The organism is Lolliginicoccus suaedae (assembly GCF_008312885.1).
In the GTDB taxonomy this organism is placed as follows: Bacteria; Actinomycetota; Actinomycetes; order Mycobacteriales; family Mycobacteriaceae; genus Lolliginicoccus; species Lolliginicoccus suaedae.
The window spans coordinates 216,954-235,666 of record NZ_VSSO01000003.1; the positions used below are offsets into that span (position 1 = coordinate 216,954).

16 protein-coding genes and 1 tRNA gene are annotated in these 18,713 nt (G+C 68.0%); 10 read left to right on the forward strand and 7 right to left on the reverse strand.

Going from position 1 to position 18,713, the window contains the following annotated elements; genetic code table 11:
- Window positions 1-5: 5 nt before the first annotated feature.
- The 3 genes from FXO18_RS10205 to FXO18_RS10215 form a co-directional block, all read right to left on the reverse strand.
- Complete coding sequence (locus FXO18_RS10205; RefSeq protein WP_149361010.1) at window positions 6-902, reverse strand: MazG family protein; 897 nt, start codon at window positions 900-902, stop codon at window positions 6-8.
- Window positions 899-4,492, reverse strand: a complete 3,594-nt coding sequence (mfd, locus tag FXO18_RS10210) for a transcription-repair coupling factor (protein ID WP_149361295.1) — start codon at window positions 4,490-4,492, stop codon at window positions 899-901. The genes FXO18_RS10205 and mfd overlap by 4 nt, the downstream gene beginning before the upstream one ends.
- Window positions 4,493-4,675: 183 nt before the next feature.
- On the reverse strand, window positions 4,676-5,314 hold the full coding sequence (locus FXO18_RS10215; RefSeq protein ID WP_187774300.1) for a TetR/AcrR family transcriptional regulator: 639 nt from the start codon (window positions 5,312-5,314) through the stop codon (window positions 4,676-4,678).
- 171 nt (window positions 5,315-5,485) lie between these two features.
- Between FXO18_RS10215 and FXO18_RS10220 the strand changes: the two genes are divergently transcribed.
- Window positions 5,486-5,557: transfer RNA gene (locus tag FXO18_RS10220), tRNA-Gln, on the forward strand.
- A 129-nt stretch (window positions 5,558-5,686) separates the two neighbouring features.
- On the opposite strand, the gene FXO18_RS10225 is transcribed toward FXO18_RS10220, so the two are convergent.
- On the reverse strand, window positions 5,687-6,061 hold the full coding sequence (locus FXO18_RS10225; protein WP_149361011.1) for a PH domain-containing protein: 375 nt from the start codon (window positions 6,059-6,061) through the stop codon (window positions 5,687-5,689).
- A gap of 232 nt (window positions 6,062-6,293) precedes the next feature.
- On the opposite strand from FXO18_RS10225, the gene FXO18_RS10230 reads away from it, so the two are divergent.
- Together FXO18_RS10230 and FXO18_RS10235 are read left to right on the forward strand one after the other, a co-directional pair.
- Window positions 6,294-7,028 (forward strand): SIMPL domain-containing protein, encoded by a 735-nt coding sequence (locus FXO18_RS10230; protein WP_223114676.1) that lies wholly within the window; start codon window positions 6,294-6,296, stop codon window positions 7,026-7,028.
- A gap of 238 nt (window positions 7,029-7,266) precedes the next feature.
- Window positions 7,267-8,349 (forward strand): DUF4236 domain-containing protein, encoded by a 1,083-nt coding sequence (locus FXO18_RS10235; RefSeq protein WP_268884934.1) that lies wholly within the window; start codon window positions 7,267-7,269, stop codon window positions 8,347-8,349.
- A 37-nt stretch (window positions 8,350-8,386) separates the two neighbouring features.
- On the opposite strand, the gene FXO18_RS10240 is transcribed toward FXO18_RS10235, so the two are convergent.
- Window positions 8,387-8,737: a hypothetical protein gene (locus tag FXO18_RS10240; protein WP_149361014.1), complete on the reverse strand. Its 351-nt coding sequence runs from the start codon at window positions 8,735-8,737 to the stop codon at window positions 8,387-8,389.
- 393 nt (window positions 8,738-9,130) lie between these two features.
- On the opposite strand from FXO18_RS10240, the gene glmU reads away from it, so the two are divergent.
- The 5 genes from glmU to pth all read left to right on the forward strand — a co-directional run bounded on the left by glmU (window position 9,131) and on the right by pth (window position 13,859).
- Entirely contained in the window at window positions 9,131-10,651 is a 1,521-nt protein-coding gene (glmU, locus tag FXO18_RS10245) for a bifunctional UDP-N-acetylglucosamine diphosphorylase/glucosamine-1-phosphate N-acetyltransferase GlmU (RefSeq protein ID WP_149361015.1), read from the forward strand.
- Complete coding sequence (locus FXO18_RS10250) at window positions 10,648-11,628, forward strand: ribose-phosphate diphosphokinase (protein WP_149361016.1); 981 nt, start codon at window positions 10,648-10,650, stop codon at window positions 11,626-11,628. The genes glmU and FXO18_RS10250 overlap by 4 nt, the downstream gene beginning before the upstream one ends.
- 151 nt (window positions 11,629-11,779) lie before the next feature.
- Window positions 11,780-12,301 carry a hypothetical protein gene (locus FXO18_RS15955; RefSeq protein ID WP_187774303.1) on the forward strand — a complete coding sequence of 174 codons (522 nt, stop codon included), beginning with the start codon at window positions 11,780-11,782 and terminating at the stop codon, window positions 12,299-12,301.
- Window positions 12,302-12,532: 231 nt separating this feature from the next.
- A complete protein-coding gene (locus tag FXO18_RS10265; protein ID WP_149361019.1) occupies window positions 12,533-13,150 on the forward strand; it encodes a 50S ribosomal protein L25/general stress protein Ctc in 618 nt (205 codons plus the stop codon).
- A gap of 139 nt (window positions 13,151-13,289) precedes the next feature.
- Entirely contained in the window at window positions 13,290-13,859 is a 570-nt protein-coding gene (gene pth / locus FXO18_RS10270; RefSeq protein WP_149361020.1) for an aminoacyl-tRNA hydrolase, read from the forward strand.
- Window positions 13,860-13,887: 28 nt separating this feature from the next.
- Here the strand turns inward: pth and FXO18_RS10275 are convergent, their stop codons facing one another.
- Entirely contained in the window at window positions 13,888-14,331 is a 444-nt protein-coding gene (locus tag FXO18_RS10275; protein WP_149361021.1) for a PaaI family thioesterase, read from the reverse strand.
- Between the two features lie 95 nt (window positions 14,332-14,426).
- Here FXO18_RS10275 and FXO18_RS10280 point away from each other — a divergent pair, with 95 nt between their 5' ends.
- Window positions 14,427-15,017, forward strand: a complete 591-nt coding sequence (locus FXO18_RS10280; RefSeq protein ID WP_187774304.1) for a TetR/AcrR family transcriptional regulator — start codon at window positions 14,427-14,429, stop codon at window positions 15,015-15,017.
- 29 nt (window positions 15,018-15,046) lie between these two features.
- Here FXO18_RS10280 and FXO18_RS10285 read toward each other — a convergent pair whose 3' ends face one another.
- The gene (locus FXO18_RS10285; RefSeq protein ID WP_149361023.1) at window positions 15,047-16,681 is read right to left on the reverse strand and encodes a fatty acyl-AMP ligase; all 1,635 of its coding nucleotides are present in this window, start codon (window positions 16,679-16,681) and stop codon (window positions 15,047-15,049) included.
- 242 nt (window positions 16,682-16,923) lie between these two features.
- Between FXO18_RS10285 and FXO18_RS10290 the strand changes: the two genes are divergently transcribed.
- Window positions 16,924-18,585 (forward strand): peptide chain release factor 3, encoded by a 1,662-nt coding sequence (locus FXO18_RS10290; RefSeq protein ID WP_235900628.1) that lies wholly within the window; start codon window positions 16,924-16,926, stop codon window positions 18,583-18,585.
- Window positions 18,586-18,713: the final 128 nt, after the last annotated feature.

An 18,713-nucleotide genomic window follows, 5' to 3' on the forward strand; every position in this document is an offset into this window, starting at 1 on the left:
CAGGCCTAGCAGCTAGCGACCCCGGGCCAGTGCGCGCGCCATTCGTCCGGTATGCATGGTGCGCGGCCGAGCGTGTTCTCGACCGTTTCGATGGCGCTGACGAGGTCCGAGACGGCGCGGCGGAGGATGATCTCGGTGTCGCCGCCGGGCACGAGCGTGATGGTTCCCAGCCCCGCGGGGATGAGATCGGCGGGCATTCCCGCACCGGTGGCACGCTCGAGGATCTTCTCGGCGAGCGCTAGCGCGGGCTGGGCGCGCGGGATGCCGTCGAGCAGGGAGACGCGAGGCTTCTCGGTGGCCTTGCGCTGCTGCCAGCGCCGGTCTTGCTCGTCGACGTCGAGCGTGCTGCCGGGCTGGAGGTGCTCGAGGGGGTTGCGGTGCAGCAGCTTGGTGGTGAGGGCGCGGGCGATGTCGTCGATGGTGAACGGGTCGGCGGGGTCGTCGTGGGCGATGCGGGCGTGGAAGAGGACCTGGAGGAGGAGGTCGCCGAGCTCGGAGCGCAGTTCGTCGCGGTCGTTGCCGTGGGCGGCGTCGAGCAGCTCGTAGGTTTCCTCGAGCAGGTAGCGCAGCAGGCTGTGGTGGGTTTGCTGCTGCTCCCACGGCCCGTGCGTGCGCATGGTGTCCATGATGTCGATGGCGGCAAGCACCTGGTGCCCGGGGAACTGCTCGTCAGCGAGAGCGATCGTCGCAGTGTGACGGGCGCGCAGTGGATGGCACGGGTCAGTGGTGACGAGCGTGACGGCGTGCTCGGAGCTGGTGGCGGGCTTGGCGATCGCGGCGAGCTGCGCGCGAACCCCACCGGTGAGGTCGTCGGCGAGAAAAGTGGGCCGGGCGAGGTGCGGCAGCGCTGCCGCGGGGATGAGGCTGGGCCGCTGGGGGTCGAGCAGGATGGTGGTGGTCATGCCTGGACCAGGGTGGGCGAGGCTTGTGGTTGCCCATCGAGCGCGGTGAGGAAGTCCGCGACAAAGGCGATGACCTCGTTGTCGCGGACGCGGGGGTCGGCGGGTGTGCCGCGGCCAGCGCGCGGGAGCGGCATGAGGATCGTGGAGGTGGTGGCCCGGTACTGGGCGGAGGGCTGGAGCCGCTTGAGCCGGACCTGCTTGGAGTCGGGGAGCTCGAGCGGCGCGATGCGCACCTGGGTCCCTGCCATCGTGATGTCGGTGATGCCCTTCTCGCGGCAGAGCAGGCGCAGTCGCGCGATCGAGATGAGGCGCTTGGCCTCCTCGGGCAGTGGCCCGTAGCGGTCGATGAGCTCGTCGATGACGCGTTCGATGCCGGTGCTGTCGGTGGCGGCGGCGAGCTTGCGGTATGCCTCGAGCCGGAGGCGGTCGCTAGCGACATAGTCCGTGGGGATGTGCGCGTCCACAGGGAGATCGATCTTGATGTCCTTGCGCTCTTCGGTCGCCTCGACAGGCTTGCCATCGGCGATGGCCTTGAATGCTTCGACGGCTTCCCCGACGAGCCGGATGTAGAGGTCGAAGCCGACGCCGGCGACGTGGCCGGACTGCTCGGCGCCGAGGACGTTGCCGGCACCGCGGATCTCGAGGTCCTTCATGGCGACGGCCATGCCCGCGCCGAGCTCGGAGTTCTGGGAGATGGTGGCGAGGCGGTCATACGCGGTCTCGGTGAGGATCCGGTTGGCGGGGTACAGGAAGTAGGCGTAGCCCCGGTCGCGGCCCCGGCCCACGCGGCCACGGAGCTGGTGCAGCTGGGACAGGCCGAGCTGGTCGGCGCGCTCGACGATGAGGGTGTTGGCGTTGGAGATGTCGAGCCCGGTCTCGATGATGGTGGTGCAGACGAGCACGTCGTACTCGCGGTTCCAGAAGCCCTCGACGGTTTGCTCGAGGGTCTCCTCGTTCATCTGGCCGTGCGCGACGACGATGCGCGCCTCGGGGACGAGCTCGCGCAGTTGCTTGGCGGTCTTGTCGATGGTGCTGACCCGGTTGTGGACGTAGAAGACCTGGCCGTCGCGCAACAGCTCGCGGCGGATCGCGGCGGCAATGTGCTTGTCCTCGTGCGCGCCGACGTAGGTGAGCACGGGCAGCCGTTCCTCGGGCGGGGTGAGGATGGTCGACATCTCGCGGATCCCGGCGAGCGACATCTCGAGGGTGCGCGGGATGGGCGTGGCGGACATGGTGAGCATGTCGACGTGGGTGCGGAGCGCCTTGATGTGTTCCTTGTGCTCGACGCCGAAGCGTTGCTCCTCGTCGACGATGACGAGGCCGAGGTCCTTCCATCGCACGCCGGTCTGCAGCAGGCGGTGCGTGCCGATGACGATGTCGATGCTGCCGTCGGCGAGCCCATTGATGACCTCGCGGGACTCAGCGGGATCAGTGAAGCGGGAGAGCTGCCGCACCTTGATGGGGAAGCCTGTCATGCGCTCGGTGAACGTGTCGGTGTGCTGCTGGGCGAGCAGCGTGGTGGGCACGAGAACCGCGACCTGCTTGCCGTCCTGCACGGCCTTGAACGCGGCGCGCACCGCGATCTCGGTCTTGCCGAATCCCACATCGCCGCAGACGACGCGATCCATCGGGACGGGGCGCTCCATGTCGGCCTTGACGTCGGCGATCGCGGTGAGCTGGTCCTCCGTCTCGGCGAACGCGAACGCATCCTCGAGCTCATGCTGCCAGGGCGTGTCCTGCGCGAACGCGTGGCCCGGGGAAGCCTGCCGCTTGGCGTAGAGCTGGACGAGCTCCCCGGCGATCTCACGCACCGCCTGGCGTGCCTTGCGCTTGGTGTTCTGCCAGTCGGAGCCACCCATCTTCGACAGCGACGGGGCCTCGCCGCCGACGTAGCGGGAGAGCTGGTCGAGCGATTCCATGGGCACGAAGAGCCGGTCACCGGGATGGCCACGCTTGCTCGAGGCGTACTCGAGGACGAGGTACTCGCGACGCGCGCCACCGACGGTGCGCTCGGCCATCTCGACGAACCGGCCGATGCCGTGCTGGTCATGGACGACGAGATCGCCAGACTTGAGCGCGAGGGGATCGACCTGGTTGCGGCGCTTCGAGGCGAGCTTGCGGCCCGGGGTGGCTGCGACGCGGTTGCCCGTGAGGTCCGCCTCGGACAGGATGATCAACTGAGCCTGGGGCAGGATCAGGCCGGTGGACAATGGCGCCCGCACCACCGTGACGAGGCCCTTGGCGAGCTCCTCCGCCGCGGCGTTTTCCGATTCTTGGCGCGCGAGGACCTGGCGGGCGGGCACGCCATGCTCCTTGAGCCGCTCGAGGAACCGGGTGACCGTGCCCGCGCCGGCCACAGCAATGGCGGCGCGCCCACCGGTGGCCGCATGCCCGCGCAGCATCGCGAACAACTGCTCGATCTCCGCCTCGCCGCCGTGCAACGCGGGCGCGGGCTCCACGGGCAATTCCGTCTCATCACCGGCACCACTGGCGAAGGGAGAGAGCGTCCACCAGCTGCGACCCGAGTCCAGGACACCCTGGGCGACCAGATCGAATGGCCGGAAAGCCAGCGCCTGCAGGTCGAGTGCCTCCACGTCCAGCGGTGCCGCTCCCCCGAAGGATGCCGCCGACCAGGATGCCTCGAGGAACTCCGAGCTCGACCGCCTCAGGTCCGCGGCCCGCATCGACGCCTTCTCCGGGTCGCACACCAGCACATGCGCGCCGCGTGGCATCACATCGGTGACCAACTCGAGGGGGCGATCGGTCAGCACGGCGGTCAGCGCCTCCATGCCGTCCGCGGGAATGCCCGAACCGATCTTGTCGAGCATCGGGGCGAGGACCTCATGCCCCGCGTGGGTCTCCGCGAGGCGTGCCGCGCGCTCCCGGACCCCATCGGTGAGCAGCAGCTCGCGGCATGCGACTGCCACTACCTCCGTGACCGCCGGGCCGTCGATCGAGCGCTGGTCGGCCACCGAGAACTCGCGGATCTCACTGACCTCATCGCCCCAGAACTCCACGCGCACCGGATGATCCGCGGTCGGCGGGAAGATATCGAGGATGCCGCCGCGCACGGCGAATTCACCGCGCCGCGCCACCATATCGACACGCTTGTACGCGAAAGCCACGAGTTGCTCGATGACCTCGTCGAACACCACGTCCGCACCGGCGCGCAGCACGACCGGCTCGACATCGGCCAGCCCGCCCGCGAGTGGCTGCACGAGCGCGCGCACTGGCGCGACCACGACCCGCAGCGGCACACCGAGCACCGCATCGTCTGGCCGCGCGAGCCTGCGCAGCACGAGCATCCGCTGCCCCACCGTGTCCGCGCTCGGCGACAGGCGCTCATGCGGCAATGTCTCCCACGACGGCAGCAGCGCGGCAGCGCCTCCCAGCACGCTGCGCAGTTCCGCCAGCAGGTCCTCAGCCTCCCGGGTCGTGGTGGTCACCATGAGCACCGGAGCCGACCGTGCCATCGTCGCCGCCACCAGCCACCGGGCTCCCGGCGGCGCGACCCACCGCCGCTGTGGCTCCCCCACCGCGCGCGCCACCAGCCGCAACGCCTCGTCAGTGGCAGCCGCCTCCAGCAGCATCGACCCCGCACCGCTCCCCGACTGCTCCGCCGACACCCCGACCGCGCTCCTCACCACCGCACCACCATGCGCACGAAACCCTCGCGCACGGCCGCATCCTCGACCAACGAACGACCCCGAGTCTAGGACCCGACACCGACACAAACCATCCGGGCGCGCGGCACCACGACCGTCCGGACCGCATCAACCAGCCGACGCCGCTGACTCCCCCTCCGGATCCTCCCGCGAGCGCTCCGCCTCCAGCTGCGGCAACCGCTCCAGATGCATCAACCCGTTCCAGCACAGGTTCACCAGGTGAGCGGCCACGATCTCCTTCGGTGGCTCCCGCTCGTCCAGCCACCACTGCGCCGTCACCGACACCATTCCCACCAGCGCCTGCGCGTACAGGCCCGCGAACTCCGTCTCCAGGCCGCGCCGCTCGAAATCACTCGCCAGCAAATGCTCCACCTGCGTGGTCGCATCGTTCAGCAAGCTCGAGTAGGTCCCCGAGCTGGCACCCACCGGAGAATCCCGCACCAGGATCCGGAAGCCATCCGTGCACTCCTCGATATAGGTGAGGAACGCCAGCGTCACCTGCTCGACCCGCTCCCTCGACCGGTGCGACGACAACGACGAGGTGATCCGCTGCAGCAGATCCGCCATCTCGCGGTCCACCACCACCGCGTACAAGCCCTCCTTGCCGCCGAAATGCTCGTACACCACCGGCTTCGACACTTGGGCGCGCTGCGCGATCTCCTCGATCGACGTCGCCTCGTATCCCCGCTCGGCGAACAACGATCGACCTACCTCGATCAACTGATCCCGCCGCTGCGACCCCGTCATGCGTGCCCGAGTCACCTGATCAATCCCCTCATCAATGCCCGCGCCAGCCACCATCCCCGCCCGCAGGGAACACCGCCGCGCTGAGTCGACTAAACACCACAGATATGTCAGTATCATTTCGCATACCGGCCCGCGCGTCACCCAGACTCGCCCATCGGATCGCAGCACCAATCCGCCGTGGTGTAATAGGCAGCACTTCTGATTTTGGTTCAGACAGTTCAGGTTCGAGTCCTGGCGGCGGAGCATCACAGCAGGTAGACCCGCATAAACGCCCACTATCCGTGGACTGCTCCAATTGGCCTTGTGGCGAATTTGTGCCTCGCGGCTCTCGTGGTTGCGCCGATACTGCTTCTGCGCGACGCCCCCGCACCGCTACAGCACGTGATCGCCGAGCAGCCTGCCGATGGATCGGACGTCGACCTGGCCCTTGAACTCGAGCCGCACCTTGCCGAGGCCGCTGAACCACAGATCGACCTCGGCGTCGAGATCGAAGCTGCCGGCTGTCTCGATGCTGAATGCCTGTATCCGCGAGTATGGGAGCGACGTGTAGTCCCGCTTCTTGCCGGTGATTCCCTGGACGTTGATCGCGATCAGCCGCTTGCTCGTGAACAGCACCGAGTCGCGGACACCCCGGAACGCGAGGTAGATGCGTTCGCCTTCCACGAGTATCGGCGCGATCTCGGCCTGGACGTCGGCTGGATTGGCGGGACCTAGCTTGAACACGGATCCGTTCTGAAAATCGATCATGGCGAGGACGATAGCGGCTGTGTCCGACAGGTTTCGGGCGTGCTCGGCGGTTCCCTGGAGCCACGCGCGGTTGTGCGAGCTTCTGCACCCTGCCTGGCGCGGATCAGGGTGCAAAACCTCGCACAACCGGAGCTGGAATCCGGGCCGGCCCTGTCATCCCTCACCGCGCACCGCCCGCATGCGTACGCTGGTTCTCAGCCAGATGGTCGAGGGAAGGATCGCTATGGGTCGCTTGGGAAGTCGTTTCACGCGGGGCACGGCCGCCCTGTCGATGGTGCTGGTGGGCGCTATGGGCGCGGCGGGGTGCGCGATCGGTAATGGTTCCGGGGAGGATGGCGAGCAGGTGGGCATCTCGATGAGCGGCTCGGGGATCGTCTCGGGCACGCCGGACACATTGCGTGCGACGGTCGGGGTGCAGGTGGAGCGCGGTTCGGTGCAGGAGGCCCTGGATGCGGCGAACGAGGCTGCGCAGCGGGTGATCGACGCGGTCCGCGAGGGCGGCGTGGCGGATGAGGATATCCAGACGGAGCGGTTCTCGATCAATCCTCGGTACGAGTTCGACGAGGGGCCGCGGACGCGCCGGATCGCCGGGTACGAGGTGGCGAACCAGTTGACGATCAAGATCCGCGACATCGATAGCTCGGGTTCCACACTGGATGCGATCGCGCGAGCGGGCGGCGATGATGCCGTGGTCAATGGCGTGGGCTTCATGCTCGAGGACAATGCGGAGCTGCTGCGCCAGGCGCGGGAGCGGGCGTTCGAGGATGCGCGGCAGCGCGCGGAGCAGTACGCCGAGCTTGCCGGGAGCGACCTTGGCGAGGTGGTGAGCATCGTGGAGGACCAGGCTCCGTCGCCGCAGCCATTCTTCGCCGACACCATGTCGAGGAGCGCGGAGAACGCGGTGCCGATCGAGCCGGGCAGCCAGGATGTGGAGGTCCGGGTGACCGTCCGCTGGGAGCTCGGCTAGTTCCTGAGCAGGGAATCCAAGCCGAGCCCACTAGCTGGCCCCGAGCGAGGCCCCGCAAACGCGATAGAAGCCGCGAGTAAAACACCGCCGCTTCTATCGCGTTTGCAGTTTTCCGGTGCTTTTGCCGCCAACCCCGCCAACCCCGGCTCCCGACCCCGTCGACCCCGGCGCTGGCCAACCCCGACGGACGACCCACCACCTCGTACGCGATAATCATGGGGATCGAGGAGGCGCACGAGTGGGTTTCTACATCAGGAAGAGCGTGAAGGCGGGACCGTTCCGGTTCAACCTCAGCAAGTCAGGCATCGGCGTGAGCACCGGAGTGCCCGGCTTCCGGGTGGGCTCGGGCCCGCGCGGCAACTACGTCCATGCGGGCCGTCATGGCGTCTACTACCGCAAGTCCCTGGGTGGGGGCGGCACCCGTTCCAAGCGGCGCGGGACGGGTCGGGCCGACTCCCAGCAAGGTTCTCCGCGAGCAGCCGGGGCGCCGGGGCCGTCGTTGCGCGATGCCACAGGCGTGGAGGCGTTGCGCCTCGAGCCGACCGGCGGTGGTGACGTGGTTGATCAGCTCAACGAGGCAGCCGCGAGGCGGGGCTGGTTCTGGCCCGCGGTCGCGTTGTTCGCCATCGTCGGCCTGGTGACGGTGCCGCTGGGGCTGCTGGCATGGCTGGTGGCGATACCGGTGTGCTGGTGGTTGTGGCAGCGCGATCGGGCCCGTGGCACCGCGGTGGTGATGTACGACGTCGAGGACGAGCTCGATGAGTGGTTCGATGCGCTGGTTGGCAATTGGGCGTGGTTGACGGGCAGCGAGAGGATCTGGCGCGTGGTCGCGGAGGGTGCTGTTGCCTCGGCAGGGCAATGGAAGTCGCGCGCGGGCGCCACGAGCCTTATCGACCGCGAGCCGGCGCGGGCAAGCCTGGCGGGGCCGCGGCATCTCACGAGCAATGTGGTGGTGCCGACGCTCGCCGCGGGCAGTTCCGCCTTGTACTTCCTGCCGGACCGGGTGCTGGTCCGCGATGGAAAGCACTACACCGATGTCGCGTACGAGCATCTCGCGAGCATGGCCGGGACGACGACATTCATCGAGCAGCCGAGTGCTGTTCCGGGTGATGCCCGCGAGACGGGCTCCACGTGGCAGCACGTCAACAAGGATGGCAGCCCGGACCGGCGGTTCAGACACAACGCGCGCCTGGCCGTGGTGCAGTATGACCAGTGGCGGGTGCGCAGCACTCATGGCCTGGACTGGCGTATCCAGGTCTCGCGGGATGGTGCTGCGCGAGCGATCTCGACGACGTTGGCGCAGCGTCCAGCGCCGTCCTAGCAGCGACCGAGCGCGGTAGCAGTCTTCGTGGCCCGGCCTAGAGGTAGATGCCGAAGAACTCCGCGAGGAACTGGCGGATGATGTCCTCGTTCGTCACCGGCGGCGGCCCTGGCTCCACGGCATGTGGGGCGCGGTCCTCGTCGCTGCCACGCATCCGTTCGAGCTGGCGTTCTATCTTGCGGAGCTCGCGGCGCAGCTGGGTCCTGCTGAGGTCGTCATCGTCATCGTCGTCGTCCTCGTCTTCATGCTGGTGATAGGCGAGGACGATCTCGGTATCGCTGGTTCCCGGCGCGCCGGGCGGTCCGGCTTGCGGGCTGGTAGTTGCGAGGCCACCGAGCGCGAGGGCCGCGATCGCGATGAGTGGCACGGTCGAGTGATGCAGGTTCATTTCCATCCACCTCGCCATTGAGCTGGTTGGGGCTGTCGTGCTTGGCCGATCGGTTGGGTTTCCATGTTCGTTGCCGCGGGCTGGACGGCGTTGTGCCTGGTCCTTCCAGTCTATTCCCGCAGCGTGCGCGCGGAGCCGGAGATTGACAGGTTGGCGACACTCTGTTCCCCGCTGGGTTCCTGCTTGGCGGGCCACGGCCTGCGAGCGGTGATCCTCGTGGTTCCTGGCACGCCGTTCGAGCTTGGGGCATATCCTGCGTATTATCGACGTTCGGCGCGACTGGTCCACCCCGGAATGGTGCCTGCACGGGTGCTGCGGTTCCCTGGGCAGCCGGAGAGGTGCTCGATGGCCCAGTCCGCGCGTGTCCGGTTTCGCAGCGAGCAAGGGAGACCAATGCCGCAGACCCCCCGAGTGTCCGTCGTTCCACCGGGCCAGGAAGCGAGGGCCGGCACCGCTGTGATCGTCCTCGCGGCCGGGGCAGGGACGCGGATGAAGTCGGATCTGCCGAAGGTGCTGCACCGCATTGGTGGCCGCAGCATGGTGGGGCACGCGGTGCACGCGGCTGCCGGGGTGCGGCCCGAGTCGATCATCGCGGTGGTCGGCCACCAGCGGGACAAGGTCATCGCTGAGGTCAAGGGGCTCTCGGAGGAAATCGACCGGGAGATCGCCACCGCTGTGCAGGAGGAGCAGAACGGCACCGGCCATGCCGTGGAATGCGGCCTCGCCGCACTGCCCCAGGATTTCCAGGGAACGGTCCTGGTCACTGCGGGGGACGTGCCGCTGCTGACGTCGTCCGCGCTGGCTGATCTGCTGGCGGCGCATGGCACGGACGCCGCGGTGACAGTGATGTCGTTCGAGGCGCCGCGACCACGGGGCTATGGTCGCATCGTGCGCGACGAAGAGGGCCTGGTCGCGCGGATCGTCGAGGAGGCCGATGCCACCGAGGAGCAGCGCCGCATCACCGAGGTCAACTCGGGCGTCTATGCCTTCGATGCACAGGTGCTGCGGTCCGCGCTCGCCGAGCTGGGCTCCGATAACGCGCAGGGCGAGCTGTACCTGACCGATGTGATCGCCATTGCTCGCAGCGCTGGTCGCATCGTCCGCGGCATGGTCCTCGACGATCCGCACCTGGTGGCGGGGGCGAATGATCGCGTGCAGCTCGCTGCGCTGCGCAAGGAGCTCAACCGGCGCATCCTCGAGGACTGGATGCGCGCGGGCGTCGATGTGATCGATCCCGATACGACGTGGGTGGATGTGGAGGTGCGGATCGGGCGCGATGTGACGATCGAGCCTGGCGTGCAGCTGCGCGGCAGCACGGTGATCGGGGATCGCGCCGAGGTGGGCCCGGACTCGACGCTCACTGATGTGCAGGTCGGCGAGGGCGCTCGGATCATCCGCTCGCACGGGGAGCGCGCGATCGTTGGCGCTGCCACGGTCGTCGGGCCGTTCTCCTACCTGCGGCCGAAGTCGGTGATCGGGGATCATTGCAAGATCGGCGCCTACGTCGAGACCAAGCATGTGGATATCGGGGCGCACTCGAAGGTGCCGCACCTGACCTACGTGGGTGATGCCACCATTGGCGAGCACACGAACATCGGCGCTTCGAGCGTGTTCGTCAACTATGACGGCGTGAGCAAGAGCCGCACCGTGGTGGGCTCGCATGTCCGCGCGGGGTCTGACACGATGTTCGTCGCCCCGGTACGCATTGGTGATGGCGCCTATACGGGCGCCGGTACTGTAGTGAAGGACGATGTCCCGCCCGGGGCGCTCGCGGTGTCGGGTGGCAGGCAGCGCAATATCGAAGGCTGGGTCGAGCAGAATCGACCGGGAACCGGCGCGGCGAAGGCTGCGGCGAAGGCACGGCATGAAACGAACAACCCAACACAACCGATCGAGGATGGCGGGATCGAGTGAGCGCATTTTCCGTTGACAACCAGAAGAACCTGATGCTGTTCTCCGGGCGAGCACACCCGGAGCTGGCCGAAGAGGTTGCGAAGGAACTCGACACCCACGTCACCCCCCAGACCGCGCGGGACTTCGCCAATGGCGAGATCTTCGTGCGGTTCGAGGAGTCGGTGCGCGGCTGCGATGCCTTTGTCATCCAATCGCACCCCTATCCGCTGAACAACTGGCTCATGGAGCAGTTGATCATGATCGATGCGCTCAAGCGCGGCTCGGCCAAGCGCATCACCGCGGTGCTGCCGTTCTTCCCGTACGCGCGGCAGGACAAGAAGCATCGTGGCCGCGAGCCCATCTCCGCCCGCCTGGTGGCGGACCTGCTCAAGACCGCTGGTGCCGACCGCATCATCACCGTTGACCTGCACACTGATCAGATCCAGGGCTTCTTCGATGGCCCCGTCGATCACATGCGCGCCGCTCCCCAGCTCGCTGGCCACGTGGCGAAGAACTACTCGCTCGACAAGATCACGGTGGTCTCCCCCGATTCGGGGCGCGTGCGCGTCGCGGAGAAGTGGGCCGACCTGCTCGGCGGCGCGCCGCTGGCGTTCATCCACAAGACCCGTGATCCGTTGGTGCCCAACCAGGTCAAGTCCAACCGTGTCGTCGGCGAGGTCGAGGGGCGCACCTGCATCCTGATCGACGACATGATCGACACCGGTGGCACCATCGCAGGCGCCGTCGGCCTGCTCAAGGATTCCGGCGCCGGCGATGTCGTCATCGCCACGACCCACGGGGTGCTGTCCGATCCGGCCTCCGAGCGGCTCGCGAACTGCGGCGCCAAGGAAGTCATCGTCACCAACACGCTGCCGATGGCTCCCGAGAAGGATTTCGAGCAGCTGACCGTGCTATCCATCGCTCCGCTGCTCGCGCAAACCATCCGCGAGGTCTTCGAGAACGGCTCCGTCACGTCGCTGTTCGACGGCAGCGCCTAGGCATCCAGCGAAGCGCCCGGGCCAGCAGGAGACTGCGCGCCCGGGCGCTTCGCTCGTGCTGGCTCGATCGTGGGAGCCGCGCTCATAACGGTTGGCAACCATCCCGCCGCATCAGCACCACGGGCGAGCGCGAGCCCCTAGCATCCCGTGCATGATTCTCCGTCGAGCAGCACCCCGGGCCACGAGCAGCGCACGGTCGAGGACGGCACGCGCTGCCCTGCTTCATGCACCCCTCCTGATGCTCGCCGCAGCGACCCCCGCGATCGCGCACGCCCAGCCGGGCGCCGAGCCTCCCGCGCCGCAGCAGCAGGTCGCCCCCGAGCTGCCCGCGCCGGACGCCTCGGTCACCGCCGAGGGCCGCGTCCTGGTGTTCGAGTTCCGCAATGATCGCAGCGAGCCATTGTCGTGCTTCGCTGCCGCGCAATTCTTCGGACTGCCGATCTCCCATATCGGGATGCCACCTTTTGTGGTCGCCCCACCGTGGGGCACGGCGCGGCTCGAGATCGAGGTTCCGTTCCCGGGGGTCTACCGCCACGCCACGTCCTGCATGATCGGTGATGAGCCGCCCCCGCGCGATCCGGGCATGCTCGCCGCCGACCTGCTCTCCCCGATGGTCACCAACACTGACCCGCAGGTGATGATGCAGGTCGATCACACCGAGGTGCATCCCTGATGCGAGCCTGATTTCGCGCCGGCCGCCAGCAACCGCTACGATGGCGTGGTTGTCTCGGCGAGGGTGGCAGTCATGCCCCGTTATCGACGCGGCTGAGTAGGCACTACATGCATCGGGCCTCGATGCTCTTGTGCGTTCTCGTGCGGGACTACACCACAGGTCCCCCGCTGGTTCCCTCCGAGGGGACCATGCCAGGGAGACTTCCCGGAGAAACGACCAAGGAGCATCACGATGGCTGATCGCATCAATCTCACTGCCGAGGAGCGCACCGAGTTCGGCAAGGGCCCGTCGCGCCGCGCGCGCGTCGCCTTCAAGATCCCCGCCGTCATGTACGGCCACGGCGCCGATCCGCTGCACCTGCTGCTCCCGGCCCTCGACTTCGCTGCCGTGCTCCGCAACCATGGCACCAACGCCATCCTTGCGCTCGACGTCAACGGCACGAAGCACCTCGCGCTGGTCAAGTCGGTTGTCGCGCACCCGATCCGCCCCGTCATCCAGCACGTCGACCTGCTCGTCGTGCGCAAGGGCGAGAAGGTCAGCGTCGACATCCCGATCGTTGTCGTCGGCGACTCCGCCCCGGACACCGTGGCCGCACTCGACGCCTCCTCCGTGCCGGTCCTCGCGGATGTGTTCAACATTCCCGAGGAGTTCGAGGTCTCGGTCGAGGGCGCCGTGGCGGGCACCCAGATCCTGGCGAGCGACATCGTGCTGCCTGCTGACTGCGAGCTCGACATCGATCCCGACACCCTCATCGTGAACGTGACCGGGGCCCGTGACGAGGACTACGGCGACGAGGACGAGGACGCCGCCGAGCCGGCCACTGGCGAGGAGTCCTCCAGCGAGGAGTGATCCCGGTTCCGGCCAGCGTGATCCACGGGCTCCGCTGACCGGTTAGCTACAGTTGGGGCGGCGTGCCGAAGGACTGGCGCGCCGCCCCGGCTGCTTGCCGCGCCAGCTAGCCCTCGTCCGCACGGAAAGGCACCATGACGTGACGACCATCGTTGCCGGGCTCGGCAATCCAGGCCCGAAGTATGAGCTGACCCGCCACAACGTGGGCTTCCTCGTGGCGGATGCGCTCGCCGATCGGGGCTCCGCCCGCTGGTCGGTCCACAAAGCGAGCAAGGCCGACGTCGCCGAGTCACGGCACGGGGGCGAGAAGCTGATCGTGATGAAGCCGCGCTCCTACATGAACCTCTCGGGGCAATCGGTCGGCGCGCTCGCCAAGTACCTATCCGTGCCCGCCGAGCAGGTCATCGCGATCCACGACGACCTCGATCTTGATCTCGGGACGATCCGGCTCAAGCGGGGCGGCGGCGAGGGCGGGCACAACGGCCTGCGCTCGCTCACCCAGCACCTCGGTACCCGCGATTACCTACGGGTACGCATCGGCGTTGGGCGCCCGCCGGGGCGCATGGATGCCGCCGCGTACGTGCTCAAGCCGTTCGCGAAGGCCGAGCGAGACCTGCTCGGCGTCGTGGTCGAGGAAGCCGCCGATGCCGTCGAGGCGCTCATCGATCTCGGGCTCGAGGCGGCCCAGAACCAGGTGCACGCCAAGTAGCTGCTGCGCCAGCCCTACTGCGCCAGCCCTACTGCGGCGAGTGGATCAGGCAGGTGGTGGTCCCGTGCGCGACGAGGCGCCCCTGGTCATCGACGACGCGCCCTTCGGCTGTCGCGGTGGAGCGGCCGCCGTGGATGACCAAGCCGGTGCCGATGAGCCTCCGGCCATCCGTGGGCACCATGCGGATGTAGTTGACCTTGAGCTCGAGGGTGCTGTAGCCGACGCCGGGGCCGAGAGTGGAATGGACGGCGCACCCCATCACGGAGTCGAGCAGGGTCGCGCAGATCCCGCCGTGGACGGTGCCGAGGGGGTTGGCGAAGTCCGGGCGGGTGGTGATGGTGAACGACACCTCCCCCTCGTTGATCTCGGCGCCGTCCATGCCGAGCAGGGACCAGATGCCGGTGGGCCTGTCCTTGGCCGTGGTGATCGACTTGAGCAGCTCGAGGCCGCTGGGGAGTTGGTTGCTAGTCATCGTTGACGCTCCTCACCGATAGACCACTCGGTCTATCTCTTCCGGCAGCGTACCCTGGCATAGACCAGATGGTCCATAGATGGGAGGTGTGCGCCATGGCACAAGGACCCCGGGAGCGCTTGCTCGCCAGCGCCATCGCCCTGATGCGTGAGCGCGGCGTCCATGCCACCGGCCTGGCCGAGCTGCTCGAGCACAGCAAGACCGCTCGCGGGTCGCTCTACCAGCACTTCCCCGGCGGCAAGTCCGAGCTCATGGAGCAGGCAACACTCCTCTCCGGCCACACCATCGGCAACCAGATCGAGCGCGCCCTCGCCCAGGGCGACCCAGCCAGCGCCGTCGGCTCGCTCATCGATGACTGGATCACCACGCTGGGCTCGACCAGCTTTGCCCAGGGGTGCCCCGTCCTCGCGGCCGCCCAGAGCGGCCCCTCCGAGCCCACCATCCAGGCGGCAGCCACCACGGCGCTCGAGCAATGGTCCAGCCTGCTTGCCGCCGCGCTCGCCGAGCACGGAACACCGCAGGATGCCGCGGGCCCGCTCGGCTCCAGCATCATCGCGACGATCGAGGGCGCCATCGCTCGCAGCTTCGCCGCGCGCAGCACCACGCCCCTCTCCGACGTGAGGCGGGTGCTTGTCCCGCTCGTGGAGCAGGCCACGCAGCGCCGCGCGCCCGCGACAACCCCCTAGGGCCGGCGCGGGCGCGCGGATCACGAGAGTCAGTCAGCGACGAGGTTCGCCGAGCTCGACCGGCGCAGCTTGCCCGAAGGCGTCTTGGGGATGCTTCCCGGCGCGAGCACCGCGACAGTGCGCGGCCGCACCCCGACCTCCGCGAACACAGCGTGAACCACATCGTGGTGGATGCGCGCCACCTCATCGGGATCGTCATGCGCCTTGGTCTCGACCGCCACGGCGAAGCTCTCGCGCCGCTCCCCCGCATCGAGCCGCACCGCGACCGCCGCACCGGGACGCACGCCCTCGACTGTTCCCGCCGCGCGCTCGATATCCGTCGGATAGATGTTGCGGCCACCCATGATGATGACGTCCTTCGCGCGGCCGCACACCACGATCTCGGCGTCCTCGGTGAAGTAGCCGATATCACCAGTGTTGAGCCAGCCGTCGGCATCCTGGGTGGGCTTCTCGCCGTCAACGGTGATGTATCCCGGGCTGACGGCCTTGCCACGAACCTCGATCGTGCCCACGCCGCGCGCGGGCAGCACCGTCCCATCGGAATCGACGACACGGCCCTCGAGGTTTGGCACGAGGGGGCCGAGCTGCACGAGCCGACGCAGATTGCCCTTGGTAGCGGGAACGGCGTTGTGCATGCCCTCGAGCAGGTCCGCGTCCACGACATCGACCTTCATGCCCTCGCCGACGTTGGCGAACGAGATGGCCAGGGTGGTCTCGGCCATGCCATACGCCGGAACGAGCGCCTCGCGGGGCAGGCCGAAGCGCGCGCCAGCCTCGAGCAGGTTCTCCATCGTGTCGGGATCGATGGGCTCGGCGCCGCTCATCGCGACCTTCATCGCGGACAGGTCGTAGGCACCCTCCGGGGCCTGGCGCAGCCTGCGGGCGAGCAACGACCACGCGAAGTTCGGCGCGGAGGTGATGGTTCCCCGGTACTTGGTGATCAGCTCCGCCCACAGCAACGGCGCCTGGAGGAAGTCCAGCGGGGTCACGTTGATCGTCTCGCAGCCCATCTGCATCGGCGTGGTGAGGAACCCGACCATGCCCATGTCGTGGAACAGCGGCAGCCAGCTGACCATCACATCGTTGTCGTAGTCGTACTTGGCGGCAGCCAGCATCGCATGAGCGTTGGTGTGGAAGTTCTCGTGCGTGATCCGCACGGCCTTCGGCGAACCGGTCGATCCCGACGTCAGCTGCAGCAGCGCCGTATCCTGCTCCGCGGTCTCCACCGGATCGATCGGCGAATTGCCCTGCAACTGCTCGATCGTGAGGACAGTGATGCCGCGCTGCTCGAGCACGGGCACGACCGGCTCGAACGGGGCACTGATGACGACCGCGCGAGCCTTGATCATCTCGATCACCAGCTGCGTCTCCTCGGCCCAGTGCGCGAGGTTGGTGCGCGGCGTGGGCTGGTGCAGCATCGTCACCGAGGCGCCGCGCATCCAGATCGATTGCACGGCCGGGGCGATCTCCACCGGCTGGCCCGCGAGGATGCCCACCGCGTCACCGTGGCCGATCCCGGCTTTCGCGAGCCCGCCTGCCATGCGGCGCGCCACCTCGTGCACCTCGCCCCAGGTCTGCCGCAACGGGGCATTCGGCTCGCCGGTGACCAGGCCCGACTTGCTGGTGGCGGCAGTGTCATACATTTCGTCCGTGAAGCGAGACAACGTTCTCTCCTAGAGACATGCGGCGGGCCCGGCGGTTACGCGAAGGAACCCTCATGTTTGAGTACCCCTTGTTGTATACGCCACGTTACGTGGCACGGTCCAGGGTGTGTCACAACCGTGACCCACCGCTTGTGGACGATTCTGGCGCGCTCGGGCCGACGAGTACCCTTGCTGAGGACGCACGACACCCCATCCCGCTCACGGCGGCATGACTCATCAGCAAGGAACGCACGGTGACCGAAATCGACCAGCCCACGACCGCATCCGGCGACGCGCCACGAGGCCCCGGAAGCGGTGTTGCGGTCGAAGCGGCCAAGCGCCGCACCTTTGCCGTCATCTCCCACCCCGACGCCGGCAAGTCCACCCTTACCGAGGCGCTCGCCCTGCACGCCCACATGATCTCGCAAGCGGGCGCGGTGCACGGCAAGGCCGGCCGAAAGTCGACGGTGTCGGACTGGATGGAGATGGAGAAGGCCCGCGGCATCTCCGTCAGCTCCACCGCCCTGCAGTTCAACTACCGCTCCGCCGGCACCTACAGCGAGCCCACCGACTGCGTCATCAACCTCGTGGACACCCCCGGCCACGCCGACTTCTCCGAGGACACCTACCGCGTCCTCACCGCCGTGGACTGCGCCGTCATGCTCATCGACTCGGCCAAGGGCCTCGAGCCGCAGACCCTGAAGCTGTTCCAGGTTTGCAAGCACCGTGGCATCCCCATCATCACCGTCATGAACAAGTGGGACCGCCCAGGCCGCAGCGTGCTCGAGCTGCTCGACGAGATCGGCGAGCGCATCGGGCTCGTCCCCACCCCACTGTTCCTGCCGGTCGGCATCGCCGGGGACTTCAAGGGAATCCTGCGCCGCGGCACCGACGGAGCGCCCGAGGAGTACATCAAGTTCACCCGCACCGCCGGCGGCGCCACCATCGCCCCCGAGGTGCACCTCGACACAGAGAAGGCCCTCGCCACCGAGGGCGAGGACTGGGAGACCGCTGTGGAGGAGAGCGAGCTGCTCTCCGCCACCGAGCAGGACCACGATCAGCAGCGCTTCCTCGCCGGGGAGACCTCCCCCGTGCTCTTCGCCTCAGCGATGCTGAACTTCGGCGTGCGCCAGCTCCTCGACACCCTCGTCGACCTCGCCCCGCCGCCCCGCGGCCGCGACGATATCGGCGAGCAGCACCGCGAGGTCACCGACGACTTCTCCGCCGTCGTGTTCAAGGTCCAGGCTGGCATGGATACCGCGCACCGCGACCGCATCGCCTTCATGCGGATCGTCTCCGGCGAGTTCGAGCGCGGCATGGTCGTCACCCACGCGCAGACCGGGCGGCCCTTCACCACCAAGTACGCGCAGACCATGTTCGGCCGCGATCGCTCCACCGTCGAGTCCGCCTACCCCGGCGACGTCGTCGGCCTCGTCAACGCCACCGCGCTCGCCCCCGGCCACACCCTCTACACCGGCAAAGCCGTGGAATACCCGCCCATCCCGCAGTTCGCGCCCGAGCACTTCGCGGTGCTCCGCGCCACCAGCGCGGGCAAGTACAAGCAGTTCCGCAAGGCCATCGACCAGCTCGACTCCGAGGGTGTCGTGCAGGTGCTGCGCAACGACGTCCGCGGCGATGCCTCGCCGGTCCTCGCGGCTGTCGGCCCGATGCAGTTCGAGGTCGTCACCGCCCGCATGACCACCGAGTTCTCCGTGGAGACGCAGTTCGACCGCCTGCCCTACAGCCTCGCCCGCCGCACCGACGCCGAGTCCGCCGTCGAGCTCAACCGGCAGCGCGGCATCGAGGTATTCACCCGCAGCGACGGCGTGCTGCTCGCCCTCATCAGCGACAAGTGGCGACTTCAATTCATCCAGAAGGAGTTCCCCAAGCTGACCCTCGAGCCGCTCGTCGCCGCCGCCGACTAGCTAGCGGGATCTCGAGACATTGCCGCGCTCGGATCTAGCCCTAGCGAGCATGCCTCGACCAGCTGCCACCGCTAGCAGGCTCCTCCCACCCTTAGCGCCAGCTGCCACCGAAATACCGGTGGCAGCTG